This window comes from Staphylococcus sp. HMSC06C11, assembly GCF_001808345.1.
Lineage (GTDB): Bacteria > Bacillota > Bacilli > Staphylococcales > Staphylococcaceae > Staphylococcus > Staphylococcus capitis.
The window spans coordinates 78,821-104,037 of the sequence record NZ_KV793040.1 but is presented as its reverse complement, the minus strand read 5'-3'; the positions used below and the strand labels follow the sequence as shown (position 1 = coordinate 104,037).

The window sequence follows — 25,217 nt, the reverse complement described above, 5'->3', positions numbered from 1 at the left end:
AGACAAATTATTCTAGTATTTGATTGTTTTTGATTGTTTGGGGTATTATATAACTTATAAGAATAAATGATTTGATTTTGAGAAAAATTGTTTATTAGATTAAAAAGGGGTATCTAATTTTACATATCGATTTCAGTCATAAATATACTCCATGAAATGGAGAAGGAAAGGTTATGGCAGATAAACTGCAAAGAGAATTAAGCAATAGGCATATCCAATTAATTGCAATTGGTGGTGCTATTGGTACAGGATTATTCCTGGGCGCAGGTGCTTCTATTCATTTAGCAGGACCATCCATATTACTTACTTATATTATAGTAGGTTTTATATTATTTATGTTTATGAGAGCGATGGGAGAATTGCTCTTATCGAACTTAGGTTTCAAGTCATTTGGTGACATTGCCCATCATCACATAGGTTCAATGGCAGGATTTATGGTTGGTTGGACTTATTGGTTAACTTGGATTATTTCAGGTATGGCGGAAGTTACCGCTGTAGCCAAATACGTCGACTTCTGGTATCCAGACATGCCTAACTGGATTACTGCAGCAGCTACAATATTAGTATTAGTAGCATTGAATTTATTTAGTGCCAAATTATTTGGTGAACTTGAATTTTGGTTATCTATTATAAAAGTTATTACAATTTTAGCTTTAATTATTGTTGGTATTGTAATGGTAATCTTTGCTATGAAGACGGATTACGGTCCAGCGACGGTAACTAATATTTGGAAAGAAGGCGGCTTCTTCCCAAATGGTGCCTCAGGATTCTTTATGTCATTCCAAATGGCAATATTCTCATTTATTGGTATTGAATTGATAGGTATTACAGCAGGGGAAACTAAAAATCCTCATGAAACAATACCTCAAGCAATTAATAACGTACCATTCCGAATTTTAATCTTTTACATAGGTTCATTAGCAGTCATTATGTCAGTAGTTCCTTGGGACAAATTAGATCCTGCAGAAAGTCCTTATGTTAAATTATTCGGATTAATAGGAATTCCTTTTGCTGCTGGTATTATTAACTTTGTTGTACTAACAGCAGCGGCTTCATCATGTAACAGTGGTATATTTGCGAATAGCCGTACAATGTTTGGCTTAGCTGGAAGAAATCAAGGTCCACCGTTTTTACATAAAACAAACAAAAATGGCGTTCCTTACAATGCAATTTTAGTTACTTGTGGATTATTAGGCATTGCAGTAATATTAAATGCGATTTTTAAAGATGCTACTAAAGTATTCGTTCAAATCACTACTTTCTCTACTGTGTTGAATATTTCAATTTGGGCAGTTATTATGGTAGCTTATATTGGATACTTAAAGCACAATCCTGAGCAACATAAAGAAAGTAATTATAGAATGCCTGGTGGTAAATACACGGCTTATGGTATTTTAGTATTCTTTGCTTTCATTTTTGTTATTTTACTTATTAATAGTAGTACGCGATTAGCAGTTCTATTTATTCCAGTTTGGGTTCTAGTATTATTCTTGATGTATCAAAAATACAAAAAAGAATCTCGTAAAGCTGAAATTCCAACAGAAGATGATGCAGAAACTACAGAAGAATAATAGTTAAAAACACTTCCTCTATTACAGAGGGAGTGTTTTTTATACAAAAAAATCCCTAAGAAAGAGTAAAAATAATATCTTTCTTAGGGAATCATTTATCTTAAATAATATTATCTTTAATTTTTCGATTGTCATTGATGATATATCTTAAGTTTTCTCTAAATTGTTTTGCTTCTGGAATATTCTGAATCGCATAGTCATGAAGCATATGACTTCCAATAAGTAAATTATGGCTAATTCCTTCAGAGTTTAATTTACGAGATAACTTAATTACGTCAGGATAAAGTAATTCATGTGTTCCTACTGAAAGAGTGATGTGACCGAGATTGTTAAAGTCTCCATTAATTGGAGATACTTTATAATTGTCTAACTCATCACTTTCAGCCCATATTTTAGCAAATGTTTTAAGTCCTTCTTTACCAATCATACTATCTACCTTTTCGTAATGAGGTATTTCTGGATTAGTAAATGTGGCATCAACCACTGGTGATATAGTGATAATATGACCTGGTTGAGGTAAATTAATTTCATTAAGATACTGCGCGTAGCTTAATGTGATGTTACCGCCTGCAGAATCTCCCATAATGATAATATGGTCGGATGAAGACACAGAATCTAAAAGATTACGATAAATATGAGTCATTAAATCAAATGTTGCGCGTTTGCCACTTTGAGGCACTTTAGGGTATATAGGTGCAATAACTTCTGCGTTGTAATCAGTAGCAAGTTGATCCATCATTTGATAATGCTCTTTGAATGGACCTGCGACCCAAGAACCACCATGCATATATAAAATCTTTAACTGATGTGGATCATTTTGATGATTAACATAGTACGTATGTGTACCATAATATTCTCGTATATCCACTCTATGATTAAATCTATATTTTGTAGCTTTGAAAGGTTTGCTATTTTCGATTTGAGCCATTTTAAGCATTTGATCAATCTTCTTCGGCTTAATAAAGTATTGTTTGCCACGTGAAACATGATTAAATTTTTCTTTTAAAAAGCTCTTATAACTACGTTTTTCAATTAATTTAGTATATAAGTAAGAGCCCACAATAGCAGCACCTGTTGTGGCCCCAACAGAACATACAATTTTCTTCCACATAACGTTACCTCCCTTGTGTCAATGATTGTAGTATATCTTCGAGTAAATATTAAATCATACGGTTTTCGCATAATTTGAAAATTTGTAAGATAATAGCAAAAATAATTATCTAAATTTTCTGAAAACGTGATATACTATTACTCATAGTCTTGAGACGCGTGTATGAATATCATTAAATATCCCTCTAAGTTATTGCATCTAAGAATCATTTACTTGAATCATACTTTGCGAATCAAGACTTTGTCTTTATACATAATTATTACTCAGCACATTGGGAGGTTTAAGTCATGTCAGCTATTAGAAATATCGACGGACCAAAGGATTTTATTTTTAGAGTTTTATCAGGGGTAGCAATTGGAATTGTCGCAGGACTCGTTCCAAATGCGATTTTGGGAGAGATTTTTAAATATTTAATGCAATATCAGCCTATTTTTAAAACTTTACTAGGAGTCGTGCAAGCCATCCAATTTACTGTACCGGCCCTTATCGGTGCACTTATTGCTATGAAATTTAATTTAACACCATTGGCAATTGCCGTAGTTGCTAGTGCTTCTTATGTTGGAAGTGGTGCAGCTCAATTTAAAAATGGTGTATGGATCGTCGCAGGTATAGGGGACCTTATTAATACGATGATTACAGCTGCAATTGCAGTATTATTCATATTATTAATTGAAGAACGTGTAGGAAGTATGGCCCTGATAGTCTTTCCGACAATTGTAGGCGGCCTATCAGCAACGATAGGTATTTTTACATTACCTTATGTGAGATTAATTACTACAGGTATTGGAAATATGTTGAATAGCTTTACTGAATTACAGCCTGTCCTTATGAGTATGTTGATATCTATGGTATTTAGCTTTATTATTATATCGCCATTATCAACCGTCGCAATTGCAATGGCAATTGGCCTATCAGGTATTGCAGCTGGTTCGGCATCAATAGGTATTGCTGCTACAGAAGCTGTCCTTCTTATTGGTACGAGCCAAGTGAATCGCTTAGGCATTCCTTTATCAATTTTCTTTGGTGGCGTAAAAATGATGATGCCTAATATGGTCAAATATCCTGTGATTATGGTACCAATATTTATCACAGCAGCATTATCAGGTATCGCATCAGGTATCATTGGTATTGGTGGAACAAAGGAATCAGCGGGCTTCGGATTTATAGGTATGGTAGGACCTATTAATGCTTTTAAATTTATGCATGTTGATTCAGTATGGTTAAGTCTGTTACTGATTATAGTTGCGTTTTTTGTAGTGCCGTTTTTAATTGCTTGGATTTTAGATTTATTATTACGGAAAGTAATTCATCTATATCGTAATGATATATTTAAATTTATGGGATAGAGTAGAGTCTCTTCGATGTGTGATACATTGAGGAGATTTTTTCTGTGCTAAAATAAAAGTGTAAAATTGGATGTTTATTGTAATAAAAATATAGAGGGTGAAATCATGTCGCATCACATCGACACATTACAATTAAAAGTGGCACAGTTGAGTAGAAAGACCCATGAGTTAGGTATACCTGTCATGATCATTTTTGAAGGGATACCCGCGTCTGGTAAGACACGTTTATCAAATGATTTATTACTTCAATTAGACGCGAAGTATACAAACTTTATCGCTACGAAATCTCCAGAAACATACGATTTAAGATATCAATTTTTACAAAAATATTGGAATACTCTGCCACAAAAAGGTGACATCAACATTTATTTTAGAAGCTGGTATTCACATTATCTTGATTATAAGGAAAATAATATCAAACATCATCAATATGTTAATTATGATTCATTACTTAAACAAATTAGTAATTTCGAATCAATGTTGAAGAAAGATAATTATGAAATAATTAAGTTCTTTATAGAAATAAATGAAGAGAAACGTCAAGCTCATATTCAACAAACTAAAAGTAACCCGTTGATGAGATGGAAGGTTCAAGAATATGAGGAGGTAATACCCCAAGATGTTTATTTAAATGAAATGAGACGTATCATACACAATTGTAATGATTGGCAAATCATTGATTATACGGTTAGAGAACAAGCAATAACAAACATGTATCTAAATATAATAGAAAGATTAGAATATGCGCTTGAAAAATACCAAAAACATGAAGAATATATAGATGGAGAATTTAATAGTCATTTCTCAACGTCGTTATTTAATATTGAAGAATCTAAAATTAAGAAAAAAGATTACCAACATCAAATAGTAGAATTACAAACCCGTATGAGAGAAATTCAATTTGCGTTGTACAAACGTAAAATCCCTTTAGTTTTAGTATTCGAAGGTATGGATGCTGCAGGTAAGGGTGGGAATATTAAACGTATCAGAGAAAAGTTAGATCCGACTGGTTATGAAGTTAATGGAATCAGTGCGCCTACAGATGTTGAAAAGAATCATCATTATTTATGGAGATTCGCTAAAAAAATGCCTAAATCAGGACACATCGAAATTTTTGATCGCAGTTGGTATGGAAGAATATTGGTGGAACGAGTCGAAGGATTTGCAGAGCATCATGAATGGAAACGCGCATATGATGAAATTAATCAGTTTGAGAGAATGTGGACGGATGAAGGTACCATAATTATCAAATTCTTTTTATGCTTAGATAAAGAAGAACAATTGCAACGTTTTAAAGATAGAGAACAAAATCCAAATAAGCAATGGAAAATTACAGACGAAGATTGGCGTAATAGAGAAAAATGGGATATGTATTTAGAAGCCAGTCAAGATATGATTAAGTATACGAATACGAAGTTAGCGCCATGGCATGTGATAAAAGCAGATCATAAAAAAACAAGTCGTCTCGAAGTTCTCAAAACGATTATTAAAAGATGCGAAGACGTTTTATAGATAAGAAAAAGTTGTATCAGAGGATGAATTTCAAGAATATTTCTTTGAAATTCATCTTTTTTACTTTTTTGTTGGGTCAAATTAGATTATAGAATTATTACGGTAGTGTAACAAAAATGAAATCTGTAATATTACAGACTATTTGAAAGTTGGGTCAAACCAACCTAAAAACTAATGTAAAACCACAAATACCAATGTAATTTTAAACAATTTTTAAGAAATTATATGTTACAAAGAGAAATGTTTTTGTTTCAAGATTACAAAATCAAACTTCTATTGTAATTTTTTGTAAGGAACGTGTAATATACAAACGAGATTTTTGTGGTATAGTGAATACCGTCAAAAGTTAACAAAAAACATTTTCAATGTAGCACAACGAAATCAAACACTTAGAATATAATTTACAAATTTTAATTTTAAAACATATTTGGAGGATTTTATATTATGAAAAAGACAGTTATCGCTTCATCATTAGCAGTATCTTTAGGAATTGCAGGTTATGCATTAACAGGTAACGAAGCTCACGCTTCTGAAACTACTAACGTAGATCAAGCTCACTTAGCTGATTTAGCTCAACACAACCCAGAACAATTAAACTCTAAACCAGTTCAAGCTGGTGCTTACGATATCCACTTCGTAAACAATGGTTTCCAATACAACTTCACTTCTAATGGTACTAACTGGTCATGGAACTATGCTCAAGTTGGTTCAACTACTCAATCATCAGCTGATTACACTAATTCATACAGCCAAGAAAGTTCAAACCAATCAGTAAGTTCAAACCAACAATCAAGCAATACAAGTGTTAAAGCTGTTTCAGCTCCAACTACTTCAACTCATAATTACAGCACTTCAACAACTTCATACTCAGCACCATCAAGCTCAGCTTCAACTGGTGGTTCTACTAAAGCTCAATTCTTAGCTGCTGGTGGTACTGAAGAATTATGGAACGCTATTGTAATGCCTGAATCAGGTGGTAACGTTAACGCTTCTAACGGTCAATACCATGGTTTAGGTCAAACTAACCAATCTTGGGGTTACGGTTCAGTATCTAACCAAACTAAAGGTATGATTAACTACGCTAAAGAACGTTATGGTTCAATCGGTAACGCAATTTCTTTCCGTCAATCTAACGGTTGGTGGTAAGATATAGTTTATAACTGGAAAGACAATTCGAGTTATAATCTTTGAGGATGACAATATGTCATCCTCTTTTTTTATGCAATTTTTTAGTAGTGTAGAATAACATGGCATTTGCGTTTCGCATCTGATATGAGAGGGAATATAATCGAATAACTATTTAAGGTTTTATTTGTAAATAGAAAGCTGTGAAAGTATGAAAGCTATTAAATCTATAACTCGCCTTATTATTTTGCACAGTCTATTTTGGTTTGTCGTTCAAATGTCTATTGCACATTTAGGTACACGTATCCCTAAATCATTTTTTGAAAAATATTCATGTTTATTTCGATCTTTTCAATGGGAAGAAAATGGTGAACTTTGGGATCATACTTTAAAGGTAAGTAAGTGGAAAAGATTGATACCTGAAGGTGCTCAAATTAATAAGGATATCTATGATAAAAGCAAGTTATCAGTAAATATTGAACAGACGCGTCGCTTATTATTGGAAATGAGACGTGCAGAATTGATACATTGGATTTCCATTTTACCTGTGTGGCTATTTGTTAAAGCTCCACGGTACATCAAAATGATTAACATTGCGTACGTAACGTTTAGCCATCTTCCAGTGATTGTAGCACAACGATATAATCGTCCAAGAATCGAACGTTTAATACGTATAATTGAAAAGCGAGGTAAGTAATATGACTCAATCCATCTTAGTTATTGGTGGTGGTTTAGGAGGGATATCCGCTGCTATTCGAATGGCTCAAAGTGGGTATAAAGTAACATTATTTGAGCAAAATAATCATATTGGTGGAAAGGTGAATCGTCTAGAGAAACAGGGTTTTAGCTTTGACTTAGGTCCATCTATTTTAACCATGCCATACATATTTGAGCGTCTTTTTAACTATAGCGGGAAAAATATGGCTGATTATATCGAAATTGAAAGATTGCCGTTACAATGGCGGAGTTTCTTTCCTGATGGTGAAATCATTGATCTATATGAAAATACTGAAGCAACTTTACTTAATAATTTGCAGTTAGGTCAAGAAGATAAGAAGGAACTCGACAATTATTTAAAATATACTAAGCGTATACATCGTTTTACTGAAAAGGGATATTTCAATTTTGGCTTAGATACGTTACGAGAAATTATAAAATATCATGGACCTTTTAAAGCATTGCGAGGTTTTGATTACTTTTCAACAATGCAACAAGCAATTCACCGTTATATTTCGAATCCAAAATTAAGAGATATGCTAGGTTACTTTATTAAGTATGTAGGTTCTTCTTCCTATGATGCACCTGCAGTTCTCTCAATGTTATTTCATATGCAACAAGAACAAGGATTATGGTATGTCAAAGGTGGAATTCATAAATTGGCACTAGCGCTAAAACAATTGGCTATTGAAGAAGGCGTGGACATACAAATGGGGGTTGCTGTTGAAAATATTAAAACGTATCATCAACGCGTTACGGGCGTACGTTTAAGTAGTGGGAAGTATGTTGAAGCGGATTATATAATTTCCAATATGGAGGTCATCCCTACCTATAGAGAGTTATTGCATTTTAATCAACAAAAAATTGACCAACTCGAAAGAACATATGAACCTGCAAGCTCAGGTTATGTATTACATTTAGGGATAGACAAATCCTATTCTCAACTTGCTCATCATAATTTCTTTTTCTCAAAGGACTCTAAGAAAAACTATGATGAAGTATTCCATCAAAAGGTATTACCTCAAGATCCGACAATCTATTTAGTAAATGTTAATAAAACGGATGAACAACAAGCGCCACAAGGATATGAAAATATTAAAGTCTTACCACATATACCCTATATTCAAGATAAACCATTTAAAAAAGAAGAATATGCAGCGTTTAAAGAACGTGTACTAACGAAATTAGAACGAATGGGACTGACTGATTTGAGAGCGCATATTATATATGAAGATATTTGGACGCCTGAGGATATCCAACATAATTATCGCTCAAATAGAGGGGCCATATATGGTGTAGTCGCAGATAAGAAGAAAAATAAAGGGTTTAAATTTCCTAAGCAAAGTGAGTACTTTGACAATCTCTTCTTTGTGGGAGGCTCTGTAAATCCAGGTGGAGGTATGCCAATGGTAACGTTAAGTGGCATGCAAGTTGCAGACAAAATTAATGCTATTGAAGCGGGAAGGAGTTAGAAAGAATTGAAACTTATACAACTCCTTTTATCATTAGCATCTGTTATTTCATTAATTTGTGGAAAATTTATATATAATAGAAGACATACATTATCTCGCTCGAAACATAGTACTATTCATAGCAATGAATTAACAGTTATTATACCAGCTAGAGATGAAGCGCAAAGGTTGCCACACTTGTTAAGATCTTTGACTAAGCAACATGGCATCTATGAAATTATAGTTATGGACGATGCGTCTCAAGATGGGACGAGTGAGGTTGCCAAAGCTTATGGAGCAACTGTTTATGAAACTAAAGAAGATAGCCAATGGTATGGTAAATCTCATGCGTGCTATCAAGGAGCCCAACATGTTCAAACGCCATTAATGATGTTTGTTGATGCAGATGTCATCTTTAATAGTCATGCTATTGAGGCGATATTAAATTCATTTGCTAAGCAAGGGAATCAAGGACTATTAAGTATTCAACCTTACCATGAGACTTTTAAATTTTATGAGAGTCTTTCGGCTATCTTTAATTTAATGACGATTGTCGGAATGAATCGATTTTCAAGTTTAGCGGGTAAATTTAATAATTATACGGCTTTTGGTCCTGTCACAATAATGAATAAAGAGGATTACTTTAAAACAGGTGGTCATAAAAACGCACGCAACACTATTATAGAAGGCTTTGCATTAGGAGAGGCATTTAGTCAATCTAACTTGCCTGTTACAGTATACGAAGGTAGTGAATATGTTAAGTTTCGCATGTATGAAGAAGGACTTCGCTCACTTATACAAGGATGGACAAAGCATTTTTCAGTAGGAGCCAATCAAACTGAACCTAAAGTAATGTTGGCGATTGTAATGTGGTTAATGGGCTCACTCACATCTACAATGGCTTTACTACTTGGATGGATTGCTAAACCGATATCGTTAATATTTTCCGGAATTGTTTATATTTTATATACATGGGAATTTGTAAGTTTACATAGAAGAGTGGGTGCTTTTTCGATAATATTGCTCATTCTTCATCCAATTTTGTTTGTGTTCTTTATTATTATCTTTATAAACTCATGGCGACACGCTCATTTTTCAAAAAAGGTAAAATGGAAGGGTCGTACATTTGATATAAGTTGAATTTTAAACTAGGCCATTAAATTATAGGAGGAATTCCATGACATCGAATGAAAAAAACTTTAAATACTGCCATCAAATTATGAAAGAACATTCTAAAAGTTTTTCTTATGCTTTTGATTATTTACCTGAAAATGAACGCAAAGCAGTATGGGCGATTTATGCAGTATGTCGAATTATAGATGACAGTATTGACGTACATGAAAATCCTCAAATACTTAAAAATATACACGAAGATATTATAACTATCGAGAAAAATCATGACGTTGAAAACTACGAATTTAAAAGCAATCAAATGATTATGGAAGCTTTGTATACAGTTTCTCAAAATTTCACAATTGAATATCAATCTTTTTATAATCTCATTCAAACTGTATATGAAGACCAGGATTTTGAGATGTTTGAAACTGATGATGAATTATTAAACTATTGCTATGGCGTAGCAGGTACAGTGGGAGAAGTATTAACTCCTGTACTAGCAGAGCAACCAAATGAAGAAACGTATCGAATCGCGCGTAAACTAGGAGAAGCACTTCAAATAACCAATATTTTAAGAGACGTAGGAGAAGATTTTGAGAATGACAGAATTTACTTCAGTAAGTCGAGTTTGTCTCGATTTGATGTCTCTATTGAAAATAATTTTAACAATGGAGTGTCACAGCAATATATTGATTTATGGGAGCATCATGCGAAACTAGCTCAAGAAGACTATGATATTGCACTATCAAATCTTGGTGTTTTCAATAAAGAAGCGCAACCAATTATTGAATTAGCTTCAATTATTTACCGCGGCATATTAGATGAAGTGAGAAAAGCTTCCTATACATTACATCGTCGTGTCTACGTTTCTAAATTAGATAAGGTAAAAATGTATAAAACAATAAAAAAGAAATATCATTTATAGGTGGAATGTAGTATGAATATTGCTGTAATAGGAGCAGGCGTCACTGGATTAGCAGCGGCAGCAAGACTTGCTTCGCAAGGTAATAATGTAACAATTTTTGAAAAAAATGGGTATCCAGGTGGTCGAATGAGTCAATTCACTAAAGATGGCTTTACCTTTGATAAAGGTCCTTCTATCGTGATGATTCCCGAGGTATACAAGGCAGTATTTGAAGAAAGCGGTAAGAAATTTGAAGACTACGTAGATATGGAACAATTGCGCTATATTTATGATGTTTACTTTGGGAAAAATGACAAAGTAAGAGTACCTACTGATTTAGCCGAACTTCAAGAAACGCTTGAAAGTATTGAACCAGGTACGACACATGGGTTTATGTCATTTTTAACTGATGTTTACAAGCGATATGAAATTGCGCGCTATCATTTTTTAGAGAAAACATATAGAAAGGTTACGGATTTCTATAATGTAGATTCGCTTATTAAAGGTTTGAAATTAAAAACATTAAACAATGCTGATAATTTAATAGAAAATTATATTGATAATGAACGAATACAAAAATTATTAGCATTTCAAATGTTATATATAGGAATTGATCCAAAACGCGGCCCCTCTTTATACTCAATTATTCCTATGGTAGAAATGATGTTTGGTGTTCACTTTATTAAGGGGGGCATGTATGGATTAACACGTGGACTTGTTAAATTAAATAAAGATTTAGATGTGAATATTCAATTAAATTCTAATATAGAAGAAATCATCATCGACCCTAAATATAAGCGTGCTGATGGCGTAAGGGTTAATGGTCTTGTGCAACGATTCGATAAAGTATTATGTACAGCAGATTTTCCTTATGCAGCGGAAAAATTGATGCCTTCACATTCACCCGTAAAAAAATATAAACCTAGTAAAATTGAAAAATTAGATTATTCTTGTTCTGCATTTTTAATGTATATTGGTATTGATAAAGATGTGACTAGCGAGATGTTGCTACATAATGTCATTTTTTCCCAACAATTCCGACAAAACATAGATGAAATATTTAACGGTTCATTATCTGAAGATCCATCTATTTACGTTTATGTGCCAGCAGTTGGAGATCGGAGTATGGCACCTGAAGGTCAAACCGGTATCTATGTTTTAATGCCTACGCCAGAATTAAAAACAGGTCATATTAATTGGAAAGATGAAAATGTGATTAGGAAAGTTAAAGATATTATCTATCGTCAATTAGAGACAATTGACGTATTAGAGGATGTAAAATCAAATGTTATATCTGAAACTGTTTATACACCAATCGATTTTGAAAATGATTATAATGCGAAGTTTGGTACAGCATTTGGTTTAATGCCGACATTAGCCCAAAGTAACTACTACAGACCTCCAAATGTTTCGAGAGATTACAAAGATTTATATTTTGCTGGAGCGAGTACACATCCTGGTGCCGGAGTACCTATTGTATTAACTAGCGCTAAAATTACTGTAAATGAAATGTTGAAAGATATAGACAATAATATTTAGTGAAAATTAGGAGTCATTCAATTTGAAAAAGAGTCCATAAATGTTTGAAAATAAATCATTCGTTTATGGATTTTTTATATATTTAGTGGGAATTTTTTTGCTGATTCATAATAATTACCGTTATTCTAGAATTAGGGAAAGGGAGATAATTAACTTCACTTATCTGAAAATTGTTAATATTGACATAATTAATCTTGTTGATAAAATTGATAATAATAAGAGGATTGAGATTTAATAAAGGGGGCTTATAATGGTAATTTCAAATAGACTTGCTACAATCCCTGATAGTTATTTCGGAAAGACAATGGGGCGTAAAGTTGAACATGGATCTCTTCCGCTTATTAATATGGCGGTAGGAATTCCCGATGGAGAAACACCTAAAGGTATTATTGACCATTTTTCTGAAGCGTTACGTATTCCTGAGAATCAAAAGTATGGTGCTTTTCACGGGAAAGAGTCTTTTAAAGAAGCCATTGTAAATTTTTATGAACGACAATATGGTGTCACACTTCATAAAGACGAAGAAGTTTGCATTTTATATGGCACTAAAAATGGTTTAGTTGCATTACCAACGTGTGTAGTCAATCCTGGCGAAACGGTGCTTTTACCAGATCCAGGATATACTGATTATTTAGCTGGCGTCATGTTAGCAGATGCTAACCCTGTACCCCTAGAACTAGAGCCACCAGATTATCTACCTGATTGGAATAAAATTGATCCACAAGTTTTAAAAGACACTAAATTAATTTATTTAACGTACCCTAATAATCCTACTGGTTCTACAGCTACACAATCCGTATTTGATGAAGCAGTACAACGATTTAAAGATACAGATACTAAAATTGTACATGACTTTGCATATAGTGCCTTTGGGTTTGATGATAAAAACCCAAGTATTCTTGCATCGGAACATGGTAAAGATGTCGCTATCGAAATCTTTTCCTTATCCAAAGGATATAATATGTCAGGATTTAGAGTCGGATTTGCTGTAGGAAATAAAGACATGATTCAAGCTTTGAAAAAGTATCAAACACATACTAATGCTGGCATGTTTGGAGCATTACAAGATGCCGCCACGTATGCTTTAAATAATTATGATGATTTTTTGATACAACAAAATGAAACATTTAGACGAAGACGTGACACATTTGAAGCAAAACTTAAAGAAGCAAAATTACCATTTGTTCATTCTAAAGGTGGTATCTATTCTTGGTTGCGTACGCCACAAGGGTATAATAGTGAACAATTTGAAACGTTTTTATTGCAAGAGAAATCTATTTTAGTAGCACCAGGTATACCTTTTGGGAAAAACGGCAAGCATTATGTGCGTATTTCTCTTGCATTAGACGATAAGCAACTAGAAGAAGCTACAGAGAGATTAACAGACCTTGCCAACATGTATAATGGCTAAATGTTAATCAGAGGGGATGATTGAGAATGACTAAAATTAAAATTATGAGTGTTAGAGATGAGGATTTACCTTATATTGAAGAATGGTCTAAGCGTAATAATATAGAAGTTGATTTATCAAGAGAGCAACTAACAGAAGATAATGTCGAGACAGTTCCAGGTAGTGACGGTCTCTCATTATCTCAAACTTTACCTATCTCTGAAGAAATTTATAAGAAGTTAGAATCATTTGGGATAAAACAAATCGCTCAAAGAAGTGCTGGATTTGATGATTATGATTTAGACTTAGCGACTAAATATAATCTAATTATTTCCAATGTGCCGTCATATTCACCACGTAGTATTGCTGAATTTGCGGTTACTCAAGCTGTTAATGTCGTACGTTATTCAAATCGCATTCAAAATAAGATGCAAGAGTACGATTTTAGATGGGAACCATCGATTTTATCGCAGTCTGTGAGTGATTTAAAAGTTGCTGTAATTGGTACTGGACGTATAGGTAGTATTGTAGCTCAAATATTTGCCGAAGGATATCGTAGTGAAGTAGTAGCATATGATCCATTTCCGAATGAAAATGTGGCTAAGTATGTAACTTACAAAGATACTTTGCAAGAAGCGATTGAAGAAGCGGATATTGTGACTGTGCATATTCCAGCTACAAAATATAATCATCATTTGTTTAATGAGGCTTTATTTAGTTACTTCAAAAAGGGCTCGGTATTCGTAAATTGTGCAAGAGGTTCTTTAGTTGATACTCAAGCACTGATATCGGCGTTAGACCAAGGGCGATTAAAGGGAGTTGCCTTAGATACTTATGAACTTGAAGTAGGTGTATTTACAACAGACCGACGTGGAGAAGATTTGAACGATGAATTATTAAACTCATTAATACAAAGGGAAGATATTATTATAACACCGCATATTGCTTTCTATACTGAAGCAGCAGTGGAGAATCTTATTGTTGATGCCTTAGATGCTGCTATGGATGTCATAAATACTGGAGATACTCGTCTGAGAGTGAATTAGTTAAAATGAGCTTTTATAAGAATAACACTAACTATGATTCAACAACATATAAAGGATGGAACAACAATGCAAATCACTATACTTGGTTTTAACATATTTGCCAAAGGGGGAACTTCTAGAAGTAATATCAATTTAATTAAAGCTTTTTTGAAAAATGAACATACAGTTAACTATTTTAATTATAAAAAATTCGATCAAGCACAGAAAGATTTACTAATCCAAGAGGAAAACTTAGCGAACAATTCAGTTGATATTTTTTATTTAAACAACTTAAAGCAATTAGCAAAAACTCAATTATTAATTATTACTAGAGAAGCATTTTTTAAATATTCGAGATTAATTAAAAAATATAACCCCAAAATAAAAATTGTTGGAGAAATACATGGACCACTAAAGTATATTACTGAAGATATAGATCTTTCGTTAGATACAATTGACTGTGTGAGAGTAAGTACTAAAAGTATAAAATCGGATTTTATTAAAAGGTTTAATTATAAAAATGTTTTTAACCAATACGTGAATACTGAACACATTCCCATTGATAAAATTACCAAAAATACACATAAACATTTTTTAATTAAATCACGATTTGAGGATGAAGTTAAAGATATTTCGTACGCGATAAAATTATTTAATTACATAATAAAAAATAAAAATACGATAAATATCAGACTCAATATTATTGGTTATGGCCCATCAGAAACATTATATAAAAACTTGGTTAACTACTATAATCTGAATAAATACGTCTACATTAATGGGTACCAACCTCAGAATTATATTTATATTTCTACATCCCCTTATGAAACGCTTGGTTATTCTATTATTGAATCGATTTTTAAAGGTAACAGAGCATTGATATATGGTGGAGATGATGGACTTCTAAAAGAAATTTATCAATCATATCATTGTACTGAATTTTTAACTAAAGACATTGAAAAAGATTGTGAGATTTTATTAGCATTTGCACAAAAAAATTATAATGATAAAGAAAGAATAGAAGACTGTGAAATGCTACAAGAAAAATTTAATTACAAAAATTATGCCGAAACTTACTTAAAAAATATAGATATTGCTATTAATTCTAAGGAAGTTAGGTTTAATAGTAATTACAAACTCGCAGTAGCAAGAAAAAGTAAGTTGAAAAAGGATAAAAATGAAGTTACTTTAAAAGAAAGAGCTAGACAATGTTATCAATGTATAAGAAAAGTATTTCATGTTATACATAGACCATTTTATCTTAGAAAATTAAATAAAATTAAACCTAGTAAAAAATATGTATTTATAGAATGTTTTCATGGTAAATCATTTAGTGGTGATCCGAAATATATTGCACATGCAATTCGTCGTCTGTATCCTGAAAAAGAGATTTTCGTAAGTTCTGTCAATGCATTAGTCGACATGGAAATAAGAGAGAATGGGTTTATCCCAACAAGACTCTCAAGTGACGATTATGTTAATAAATTTCGTAGAAGTAAATATATATTTATAAATGGTAATGCTATTGATAAAGTGTATAAACATCGAAATCAGGTTTTTGTAGAAACTTGGCACGGTCTACCTATGAAGAAAATGGTTAATGATCTTAATAACAAGAAAGAACGTATGATTCAGTTGAAAAATTTTCTTCCTAGAATGAAAAAGTGGGACTATTTATTAGTTTCTTCAGATTTAAATAAGAAATTATTTGAGTCTGCTTTCCAAACCTCTAAAAATCCTAAGTTAAACATCCTTAATTATGGTGCGCCTAGAAATACGTATTTATTAAAAAATAATACACTTGAAGAACAAAATAGAATTAAACTTAAATACCTATTTAAGTTATCTGATAAAAAGAAATATATCTTATACTGTCCAACATGGAGAAGAAACGAAAGGGAAACAATTACTAATATAGATATCGAGAAATTAATAGATTATTTGCCTACAGAGTATGATATTATTATTAAACTTCACCCAAATGAAGGGGCTCTACGTAAATGCTACAGTCATATTAATGAACGCGTGCATTGTTTCTTTAATGAATTAGTTGATATCCAAGAGTTATATTTAATCAGTGAATGTATTATAACCGATTATTCGTCAACCATTTTTGATTATGCGCATTTAAATAAACCAATTATATTATTGCAAGAAGATGAAGAGCTATACCAAAAAGAAACTGGCTACTACTTTAATATATTCGATTATGGTAGTTTTACTATAGGCAGTAAGAACGAAGAGCTGTTAGCTCAACAAATCGTGGAACATGAAAGTGTTGACTATTCCAGATTGATTAACTTATTAATGACTAACGATTCAACGGATAGTTGCGAAAAGATATTAAAAGAGATTTTTGAAATATAATAAAAAATATAAATGCCTCAGTAAGATTTTACCTATCTTTCTGAGGCATTTATATTTAATAACTATTTTGCATCATAGCCTTGATCTTCAATAGCATCTTTCATTTGTGTGATGTTCACTTTTGAATCATCAAATTCTACACGAACGTTATTTTCTTCTAAATTAACTTCGGCAGATTGTACACCGTTTAAGTTTGCTAATGCTGATTCAACTGAATTTTTGCAATGTTGACAGCTCATACCTTCTACTTGAATTATTTCTTGAGTCATAAGACTTCACTCCTTTATCGATATCTTCATCTATATTATAATCTTAAAACGCTATTCCGATTAATGAAAGTAATGGTAATCGGGAATTTATAATTTTATCTTTTTAAGACGCAGTGCGTTTGTCACTACGCTAACTGAACTCAATGCCATGGCTGCTCCGGCTATCCAAGGCGCAAGTAAACCTAAAGCGGCTATAGGAATACCTGCGACATTGTATCCAAATGCCCAAAATAAGTTTTGACGTATATTGCGAATTGTTGCTTTACTAGCTTTTATAGCTTTAGGGAGTAGTAGTAAATCACCACCAAGAATTGTAATATCTGCAGCCTCAATAGCTACTTCAGTACCTGTACCTATTGCAATTCCAATGTCAGCTTTAACTAAAGCAGGTGCATCATTGACACCGTCGCCAACCATAGCAACATTTCGTCCTTCTTTTTGTAATAGAGCTATTTGTTCAGCTTTTTCTTCAGGTAACACATCAGAGATAACACGGTCTATACCTACTTCTTTAGCAATTGCTTGTGCCGTTTGTTTGTTGTCTCCAGTGAGCATGACTACTTCAATATTCATATTTTGTAAATGATTAATGGCTTGTTTTGCAGTATCTTTAACAGTATCAGCAACAGCAATAATACCTTTCAGTTCATGTTCAATTGCAATTACCATTGCAGTTTGACCATGTTGTTCATATTGAATTAATTTGTTATTGAGTTCTTGAGTTATATTGATGTCATAGTTATGCATTAACTTTCTGTTTCCAACTAAAATACGATGACCATTTATTGTCGCTTCAATACCCAGGCCAGGTACAGCTTTGAAAGTTTCGTTGCCTAAAAGTGTTAAGTTTTGATCTTTAGCATAATTGACGATGGCTTCAGCTAAAGGATGTTCAGATGCATTTTCAGCACTAGCTAACAGCTGAAGTGTATCTTGATCGCCAACATAATCTGTAACTTTTGGTTTACCATTAGTGATGGTACCTGTTTTATCTAATACAATAGTGTCTATATGGTGAGCTCGTTCTACAAATTCGCCGCCTTTGAATAAAATACCATTTTCAGCCGCGCGACCAGTACCTACCATAATAGATGTAGGCGTTGCTAAACCAAGTGCACAAGGACATGCAATGACTAGTACTGATATCGCAGCAAGCAACGCAGGTTCAAATTGACCAAAATGAATGAAAATAATCCAAATAATAAATGTAATCAATGAAATATCAACAACCACAGGTACGAAATAACCTGAAATGATGTCCGCTAATCTTTGAATTGGTGCTTTAGAACTTTGTGCTTCCTCAACGACTTTAATAATATTTGCTAATGCAGTGTCACTGCCCACTTTAGTAGCTTTTATGATCAAAGAACCATTTTTATTTAGTGTAGAGCCAATTACTGCATCTCCGATTGTCTTTTCAACTGGAATAGATTCACCAGTTAACATGGATTCATCGATGGAGGTGCTTCCTTTGATAATCTCACCGTCTACAGGAACCTTTTCACCAGGTTTAATTACTAAAGTATCTCCCACTATAACTTCATTAAGAGGAACCATCATCTCTTGATTATCTTTTAATACTCGAGCTTCTTTAGCTTGTAAACTTAATAATTCGCCCAATGCATTGGTAGTCTGAGATTTAGCACGTGCCTCTAAATACTTCCCAAATAGAATGAGCGTAATCAAAATAGCACTTGTTTCAAAATATAAGTGAGGTTCATTCACTTTATTTAGTAACCATCGGATCATTTCATAAATACTGTAAAAGTATGCCGCGCTTGTGCCGAGAGACACCAAAACATCCATGTTGGCAGAACCATTGCGTAGGTTCTTATAGGCACCTACATAAAATTGCCAACCTATAATAAATTGTACAGGTGTAGCTAGAATGAGTTGTATCCATGGATTCATTATAGTTTCTAGTAAATGAACAGGAAATACATGAATGAGCATTACAAGTAAAAGTGGTGCAGATAAGATTGCTGAAATCATTAATTTAGTTCGTTTTAATTTTAATTCTTGTTCTTTTCGAGATGACTTTTCTAAATTATTATTTGTGATTGGTTTAGCATCGTAACCTAATTTATGAATTCTTTGAATAAGTTGATCCGTATTCGTTGTACTAGGGTAAAATTCAATTAATGCTTGTTCAGTTGTCAAATTGACTGTTGCATTTTGAACGCCGTCCATTTTGTTAAGAACTTTCTCTATACGATTCGAGCAGGCTGCACATGTCATCCCAGTAATATCTAATTCTTGTTTTTCAGTTGCAACATCATAACCTAATTTCTTGATTTGTTCTACAAATGCTTCTGGTTGATATTCATCGGCATTATATTCAATTGTTGCCTTTTCAGTTGTTAGATTCACTTGAGCTGTAACATCGTCTAATCGATTTAATTTCTTCTCTATTCGGTTAGAGCACGCAGCACATGTCATTCCGGTAATATCCAATGTGGTAGTTTTATTAGACAAAGGTATACCTTCTTTCTGCGTTTTTCTTAATTTCAATATACCCCCTATAGGTATTAAAGTCAATTTAATAGTTTCTAACTTTTAGTAATAAAAAAACGCGCACATCATCAAATGTCGATGAGGTACGCGTCTATAATCTATATTTAAGAAATTGTTTTACAATCATGAATGATAGAGGGATAAAAAATAGTTGAATATTTGTTATATCGTTAGTAAATGTTTATTAGATTGTTATTTCAATTTCGATTTATAAATAATCAATTCATTTCTTAGAAAAAGTCTGATGGGTTCAAGTTTTCTAGATCTAAATTTTTAAAATTATTGAAATCTAAATTTGAGATGTCTTGAACTAGCTCACCACTTTTAGCTTGTTCATAATAATAGCTGGCTTCGTTAAGGATATCGTGGTCTTGAAAAGTTTTAACTATTCCTAAGATGATAAGTACTGAGATAACTCCTTTTAGTAATGTTTTCATAATGGTGGCTCCTTTGTTTCTTTCTTAATATATAGTATATGTGATTTTTTTCTAAGGGTCATGAGCCTATAGTATTGAGATACTATCGTACTTTAGAACTATTTTAATAAATAAAATCTCTATGTGGTAGTGTAAGTGTTTGCTTGTTGTGCGATATGGGAATGTGTTTTGTAAGTATAGAGGAGGTTGATTTTTAGTGAGTTTATTAGATTTTCATAAAGAAATAAAAGGCTACACTCAAGATAGACAGCCTGGTATAGAAGCGGACATGAATCCTAAGCCAGTAGCTGAATTAGATGAATATAAAGCAGCAGGTAAATTAAAAGGCAAAGTTGCTTTAATTACTGGTGGCGACTCTGGTATTGGTCGTTCCGTAGCAATACTATATGCTAAAGAGGGAGCAAATGTTGCTATAGGTTATTATAATGAACATCAAGATGCTGAAGACACTGTTAAACGTTTAAAAGAATTAGGCGTATATGCAAAAGCATATGCACATGATTTAAAAGACGAGCAACAATCTAAAAAACTCATTGATGATGTTGTTAAAGATTTTGGTAGTTTAAATATTTTAGTAAATAATGGTGGTGTTCAATTCCCACGAGATAATTTTGAGGATATTACGCCTGATCAAGTCAAAGAGACGTTTATGACGAACATTTTTGGAATGATGTTCTTATCGCAAGCAGCTGTTCCACATCTTTCAAAAGGTGACGCAATTATTAACACTACTAGTGTAACGGCTTATAGAGGTTCAGGTCATCTTATTGATTACTCTGCGACAAAAGGTGCGATAGTGTCATTTACTCGCTCTCTTGCGACAACATTAATGGAAAAAAGTATTCGAGTTAACGCTGTAGCACCAGGACCTATATATACTCCATTAATCCCATCTACATTTGATGAGGAAAAGGTTGAAAATCAAGGTGGAGATACGCCAATGGGTCGCCGAGGCCAACCAGCAGAGCTAGCTCCTTCATATGTGTTCTTAGCAACTCAAGCAGATAGTTCATATATTACAGGACAAGTCATTCATGTTAATGGTGGAGATTATATTACGACATAGATATAAATATGTTTAGAGGCTGAGATATGAATGATTATCTCAGCTTTATTTAATATATTGTTATTTGATTTGAGGGATAATCATGACTGAAAAGGAAAAAATGTTAGCACATCAGTGGTACGATGCTAATTTTGATGATGAGTTGAAAGAGGATAGGTTACAGGCAAAAGAGTTATGCTTTGAATATAACCACACACGCCCAAGTAATGTTGAAAAACGCAACGAAATAATGGAGAAATTATTTGGCTATAAACTTGAGAATGTGGGGATTTCAATCCCGTTTGATACAGATTATGGATGGAATATTAAGTTCGGAAAAAATGTATTTATTAATACCAATTGTTATTTAATGGACGGCGGTGGCATCACGTTTGGAGATAATGTATTTATAGGTCCTAACTGTGGATTTTACACTGCTACACATCCACTTAATTTTGAGGAACGTAATAAAGGTCTAGAACTAGCAGAACCCATTGTAGTAGGAAGTAACACTTGGTTTGGGGGACATGTTTCTGTGTTGCCTGGGGTGACGATAGGTGAAGGAACCGTTATTGGTGCAGGAAGTGTAGTAACCAAAGATATACCCCCTCATTGCTTAGCAGTAGGTAATCCTTGTAAAGTGATTAGAGAAATTGAGCAGTAATATTAAAAAAGCAACGAATAGCCCATAAATGTACTATGATTTCATTTATGGGCTATATTGCATATTCTATTATAAACTATAATTTTTAAATGTACGTTCTCATGATTTTAGCTTAGTCTTTTAATTTTAAAAATGAGATAAAGCTCTTCATTCTTGATCTTAATCCATAAGATTATTTTTGTAACTTTTATAAACGGCAGTGTAGTTAACTTTTCCTATACCACCTACAATATATTTTCCAAATTTAAATAAATTAAAAACGTATCCAACTGTAATAGCTAGAGATAATGTAACTATAGTATTGAATATTACATTTTTAATTGGGTTATGGCTTAATAATCCTAAATCATGCACAAAAAAATAATGAACTAAGTAGATACAATAGGAGTAATTACTTATAAATACAATAAACTTAGGTACATACTTAATATAGGAAGAAAAGAGGAAAAATAATAGAATAATCATTGTTACATAAATAGGTGTATCTATTCTTTTAGATTCTACCCATGTGCTAATACCAAGTAAATAATTTGAAAACATGAAAAGAATTGATAGAAATGCTCCAATAATTATATGAATAGAGTAATTTTTTATTCTCTCCATAAATACTTCATAGTAAGTGCCTATATAGAAACCGAGTAAAAAATAGCTTAACCAACCTATGAAAATCATCCATCCCTCTCGATCCCAAATAGCTGCTATTATAGGATTATCAGGAGGCGATACAAAGGATCTCATAGCCCAATACATTGTGGTGATAAAAATTGATATAACAATCATCCCAATTGGATTCAAACCAATTAAATATTTAGAAAATAGCCAATGTAGTATATAAAATTGAAAAATAATAACTATAAAATATGTAACAGCCCCTCCATGAAACATTGTTTCTTTAACATGGAATAAATATTCATGTAAATTATTTGGACTAAAGTAAAAATAAGAAATACTTAAATTAATAATAATGTAGGGTATGCCCAAATAAATCAATTTATTTTTGAAGAAGCCCTTTTTTAATTTTGAGCCATAATTTTTTGCTAGTAAAAATTCTGATATAAAAACGAACATTGGCGTACTAAACATTAATAATAATTGGAATAGACGAAGTGATGTACTATGAGGGACGGAATGCATTGTTGAAAAAGTGGTAGTAATAGAGTGAATGATTACTATACTTAAACACGCGATGGCGCGCATCCAAAAAATTACTGATGTATAAGTTTTCATATGTTTATACCTTTCTGAATTTATTTATTTTTTAGAATATAGGGATCAACCATTAATTCTATACAATAATTTTCTTATTTTCAACAACTTTTTTACTAAACAAAATAATTGAAATGCATAAAATTGTAAATTTAATCATAAAAAGACACATTAACTCCAAATTATTTTTAAGACTTTTCAGATAATATAAATGTAAGCGATTGCAAAAACGGGTGTGAACATAGTAGAATAAGGTAAATGATATGAACTATCATTTGAAATGTATGTCAATGTTTTGTGATTTTAATAATCTTAATAATACATAGGGGGTTAATGATAATGGTAGTACCTTTCAAAAATGAACCTGGGATTGATTTTTCAGTACAAGAAAATGTAGACCGCTTCAACGAAATATTAAAGAAGGTAAAAGGGGAACTTGGTCAAAATATTCCGCTATTCATCAATGGTGAAAAAATAGATAAGAGTGACAAGTTTGAATCTCTAAACCCTGCAGATACATCTCAATTAATTGCTAAAGTTTCCAAAGCTACAAAAGACGATGTAGAAAATGCGTTTCAAGCAGCGAACGAAGCTTATAAATCATGGAAGAAATGGTCTCATAAAGATCGTGCTGAATTGATGTTACGCGTTACAGCAATTATTCGTCGTCGTAAAGAAGAAATTTCTGCTGTTATGGTATATGAAGCTGGAAAACCATGGGATGAAGCAGTAGGCGATGCTGCAGAAGGTATCGATTTTATCGAATATTATGCACGTTCAATGATGGATTTAGCAGAAGGTAAACCTGTGTTAGATCGAGAAGGTGAACATAATAGATATTTCTATAAACCCATAGGTACTGGCGTTACAATTCCGCCATGGAACTTCCCATTTGCAATTATGGCGGGTACAACACTAGCTCCAGTGGTGGCTGGTAATACAGTTCTATTAAAACCTGCAGAAGACACTGTACTTACAGCATATAAATTAATTGAAATTTTAGAGGAAGCTGGTTTACCTAAAGGTGTTGTTAACTTTGTACCTGGTGATCCTAAAGAAATAGGAGATTATTTAGTTGATCATAAAGATACACACTTTGTAACATTTACAGGTTCTCGTGCAACAGGTACACGTATCTATGAACGTAGTGCTGTAGTTCAAGAAGGACAAAACTTCTTGAAACGTGTTATCGCTGAAATGGGTGGTAAAGATGCTATTGTCGTAGATGAAAACGTTGATACGGATTTAGCAGCAGAGGCAATTGTAACGTCTGCGTTCGGATTCTCAGGACAAAAATGCTCAGCATGTTCACGAGCAATTATCCATAAAGACGTGCATGATGAAATTTTAGAGAAAGCAGTCAAACTAACTAAAGATTTAACTTTAGGTAACACGGAAAACAATACATTTATGGGACCAGTAATTAATCAGAAACAATTCGATAAAATTAAAAATTATATCGAAATTGGTAAAGAGGAAGGTAAATTAGAACAAGGTGGAGGCACGGATGACTCAACAGGTTACTTCATCGAACCAACCATCTTCTCAGGTCTTAAGTCAGCTGACCGTATTATGCAAGAAGAAATTTTTGGACCAGTTGTCGGATTTATAAAAGTTAATAGCTTTGATGAAGCAATTGATGTTGCAAACGATACTGATTATGGTTTGACAGGTGCAGTCATCACAAATAACCGTGAACACTGGATTAAAGCAGTAAATGAATATGATGTAGGTAACCTTTACCTCAACCGTGGTTGTACTGCTGCCGTAGTTGGATATCATCCATTTGGTGGTTTCAAAATGTCAGGTACAGACGCTAAAACAGGTAGTCCGGACTACTTACTTAATTTCTTAGAACAAAAAGTTGTTTCAGAAATGTTCTGATAAAATAAATAAAGCCGTTAATAG

General features: G+C 32.8%; 20 protein-coding genes. 15 read left to right on the top strand and 5 right to left on the bottom strand.

Features of this window, described 5'->3' with window-relative positions:
* Nucleotides 1-173 precede the first annotated feature (173 nt).
* Nucleotides 174-1,571 carry an amino acid permease gene (locus HMPREF3154_RS06625; RefSeq protein ID WP_002432730.1) on the top strand — a complete coding sequence of 466 codons (1,398 nt, stop codon included), beginning with the start codon at nucleotides 174-176 and terminating at the stop codon, nucleotides 1,569-1,571.
* Between the two features lie 100 nt (nucleotides 1,572-1,671).
* Here the strand turns inward: HMPREF3154_RS06625 and HMPREF3154_RS06620 are convergent, their stop codons facing one another.
* The gene (locus tag HMPREF3154_RS06620; protein WP_049427840.1) at nucleotides 1,672-2,682 is read right to left on the bottom strand and encodes an alpha/beta hydrolase; all 1,011 of its coding nucleotides are present in this window, start codon (nucleotides 2,680-2,682) and stop codon (nucleotides 1,672-1,674) included.
* Between the two features lie 287 nt (nucleotides 2,683-2,969).
* Between HMPREF3154_RS06620 and HMPREF3154_RS06615 the strand changes: the two genes are divergently transcribed.
* From HMPREF3154_RS06615 to HMPREF3154_RS06560, 11 genes are all read left to right on the top strand, one after another.
* Complete coding sequence (locus HMPREF3154_RS06615; protein WP_030058717.1) at nucleotides 2,970-4,028, top strand: PTS sugar transporter subunit IIC; 1,059 nt, start codon at nucleotides 2,970-2,972, stop codon at nucleotides 4,026-4,028.
* 105 nt (nucleotides 4,029-4,133) lie between these two features.
* Entirely contained in the window at nucleotides 4,134-5,540 is a 1,407-nt protein-coding gene (locus tag HMPREF3154_RS06610) for a phosphate--AMP phosphotransferase (RefSeq protein ID WP_030058718.1), read from the top strand.
* Between the two features lie 444 nt (nucleotides 5,541-5,984).
* On the top strand, nucleotides 5,985-6,686 hold the full coding sequence (locus HMPREF3154_RS06605) for an aggregation-promoting factor C-terminal-like domain-containing protein (RefSeq protein WP_030058720.1): 702 nt from the start codon (nucleotides 5,985-5,987) through the stop codon (nucleotides 6,684-6,686).
* Nucleotides 6,687-6,876: 190 nt separating this feature from the next.
* A complete protein-coding gene (locus HMPREF3154_RS06600; protein WP_030058722.1) occupies nucleotides 6,877-7,362 on the top strand; it encodes a glycosyl-4,4'-diaponeurosporenoate acyltransferase CrtO family protein in 486 nt (161 codons plus the stop codon).
* A 1-nt stretch (nucleotide 7,363) separates the two neighbouring features.
* Nucleotides 7,364-8,854, top strand: coding sequence for a phytoene desaturase family protein (locus tag HMPREF3154_RS06595; RefSeq protein WP_030058724.1), 1,491 nt, complete (start codon nucleotides 7,364-7,366; stop codon nucleotides 8,852-8,854).
* Between the two features lie 6 nt (nucleotides 8,855-8,860).
* Nucleotides 8,861-9,973 (top strand): glycosyltransferase family 2 protein, encoded by a 1,113-nt coding sequence (locus HMPREF3154_RS06590; protein WP_030058726.1) that lies wholly within the window; start codon nucleotides 8,861-8,863, stop codon nucleotides 9,971-9,973.
* A gap of 37 nt (nucleotides 9,974-10,010) precedes the next feature.
* Complete coding sequence (locus HMPREF3154_RS06585; RefSeq protein ID WP_030058728.1) at nucleotides 10,011-10,874, top strand: phytoene/squalene synthase family protein; 864 nt, start codon at nucleotides 10,011-10,013, stop codon at nucleotides 10,872-10,874.
* A gap of 12 nt (nucleotides 10,875-10,886) precedes the next feature.
* Nucleotides 10,887-12,392 (top strand): phytoene desaturase family protein, encoded by a 1,506-nt coding sequence (locus tag HMPREF3154_RS06580; protein ID WP_030058731.1) that lies wholly within the window; start codon nucleotides 10,887-10,889, stop codon nucleotides 12,390-12,392.
* A gap of 250 nt (nucleotides 12,393-12,642) precedes the next feature.
* Complete coding sequence (locus tag HMPREF3154_RS06570; protein WP_049427848.1) at nucleotides 12,643-13,803, top strand: aminotransferase class I/II-fold pyridoxal phosphate-dependent enzyme; 1,161 nt, start codon at nucleotides 12,643-12,645, stop codon at nucleotides 13,801-13,803.
* Nucleotides 13,804-13,829: 26 nt separating this feature from the next.
* Nucleotides 13,830-14,828 (top strand): D-lactate dehydrogenase, encoded by a 999-nt coding sequence (locus HMPREF3154_RS06565; protein ID WP_070474489.1) that lies wholly within the window; start codon nucleotides 13,830-13,832, stop codon nucleotides 14,826-14,828.
* A 66-nt stretch (nucleotides 14,829-14,894) separates the two neighbouring features.
* The gene (locus HMPREF3154_RS06560) at nucleotides 14,895-17,174 is read left to right on the top strand and encodes a CDP-glycerol glycerophosphotransferase family protein (protein ID WP_070474486.1); all 2,280 of its coding nucleotides are present in this window, start codon (nucleotides 14,895-14,897) and stop codon (nucleotides 17,172-17,174) included.
* Nucleotides 17,175-17,236: 62 nt separating this feature from the next.
* Here the strand turns inward: HMPREF3154_RS06560 and copZ are convergent, their stop codons facing one another.
* The 3 genes from copZ to HMPREF3154_RS06545 form a co-directional block, all read right to left on the bottom strand.
* Nucleotides 17,237-17,443: a copper chaperone CopZ gene (gene copZ / locus HMPREF3154_RS06555; RefSeq protein WP_030058741.1), complete on the bottom strand. Its 207-nt coding sequence runs from the start codon at nucleotides 17,441-17,443 to the stop codon at nucleotides 17,237-17,239.
* An 87-nt stretch (nucleotides 17,444-17,530) separates the two neighbouring features.
* Nucleotides 17,531-19,882 carry a heavy metal translocating P-type ATPase gene (locus HMPREF3154_RS06550; protein WP_256275673.1) on the bottom strand — a complete coding sequence of 784 codons (2,352 nt, stop codon included), beginning with the start codon at nucleotides 19,880-19,882 and terminating at the stop codon, nucleotides 17,531-17,533.
* A gap of 305 nt (nucleotides 19,883-20,187) precedes the next feature.
* The gene (locus tag HMPREF3154_RS06545) at nucleotides 20,188-20,394 is read right to left on the bottom strand and encodes a hypothetical protein (protein ID WP_002432535.1); all 207 of its coding nucleotides are present in this window, start codon (nucleotides 20,392-20,394) and stop codon (nucleotides 20,188-20,190) included.
* 196 nt (nucleotides 20,395-20,590) lie between these two features.
* Between HMPREF3154_RS06545 and HMPREF3154_RS06540 the strand changes: the two genes are divergently transcribed.
* Both HMPREF3154_RS06540 and HMPREF3154_RS06535 read left to right on the top strand, forming a co-directional pair.
* Nucleotides 20,591-21,460, top strand: a complete 870-nt coding sequence (locus HMPREF3154_RS06540) for an SDR family oxidoreductase (protein WP_023351104.1) — start codon at nucleotides 20,591-20,593, stop codon at nucleotides 21,458-21,460.
* An 82-nt stretch (nucleotides 21,461-21,542) separates the two neighbouring features.
* The gene (locus HMPREF3154_RS06535; RefSeq protein ID WP_023351105.1) at nucleotides 21,543-22,103 is read left to right on the top strand and encodes a sugar O-acetyltransferase; all 561 of its coding nucleotides are present in this window, start codon (nucleotides 21,543-21,545) and stop codon (nucleotides 22,101-22,103) included.
* 159 nt (nucleotides 22,104-22,262) lie between these two features.
* Here the strand turns inward: HMPREF3154_RS06535 and HMPREF3154_RS06530 are convergent, their stop codons facing one another.
* Complete coding sequence (locus HMPREF3154_RS06530; protein WP_070474483.1) at nucleotides 22,263-23,330, bottom strand: acyltransferase family protein; 1,068 nt, start codon at nucleotides 23,328-23,330, stop codon at nucleotides 22,263-22,265.
* Between the two features lie 318 nt (nucleotides 23,331-23,648).
* Between HMPREF3154_RS06530 and pruA the strand changes: the two genes are divergently transcribed.
* Nucleotides 23,649-25,193, top strand: a complete 1,545-nt coding sequence (pruA, locus tag HMPREF3154_RS06525; protein ID WP_023351106.1) for an L-glutamate gamma-semialdehyde dehydrogenase — start codon at nucleotides 23,649-23,651, stop codon at nucleotides 25,191-25,193.
* Nucleotides 25,194-25,217 lie beyond the last annotated feature (24 nt).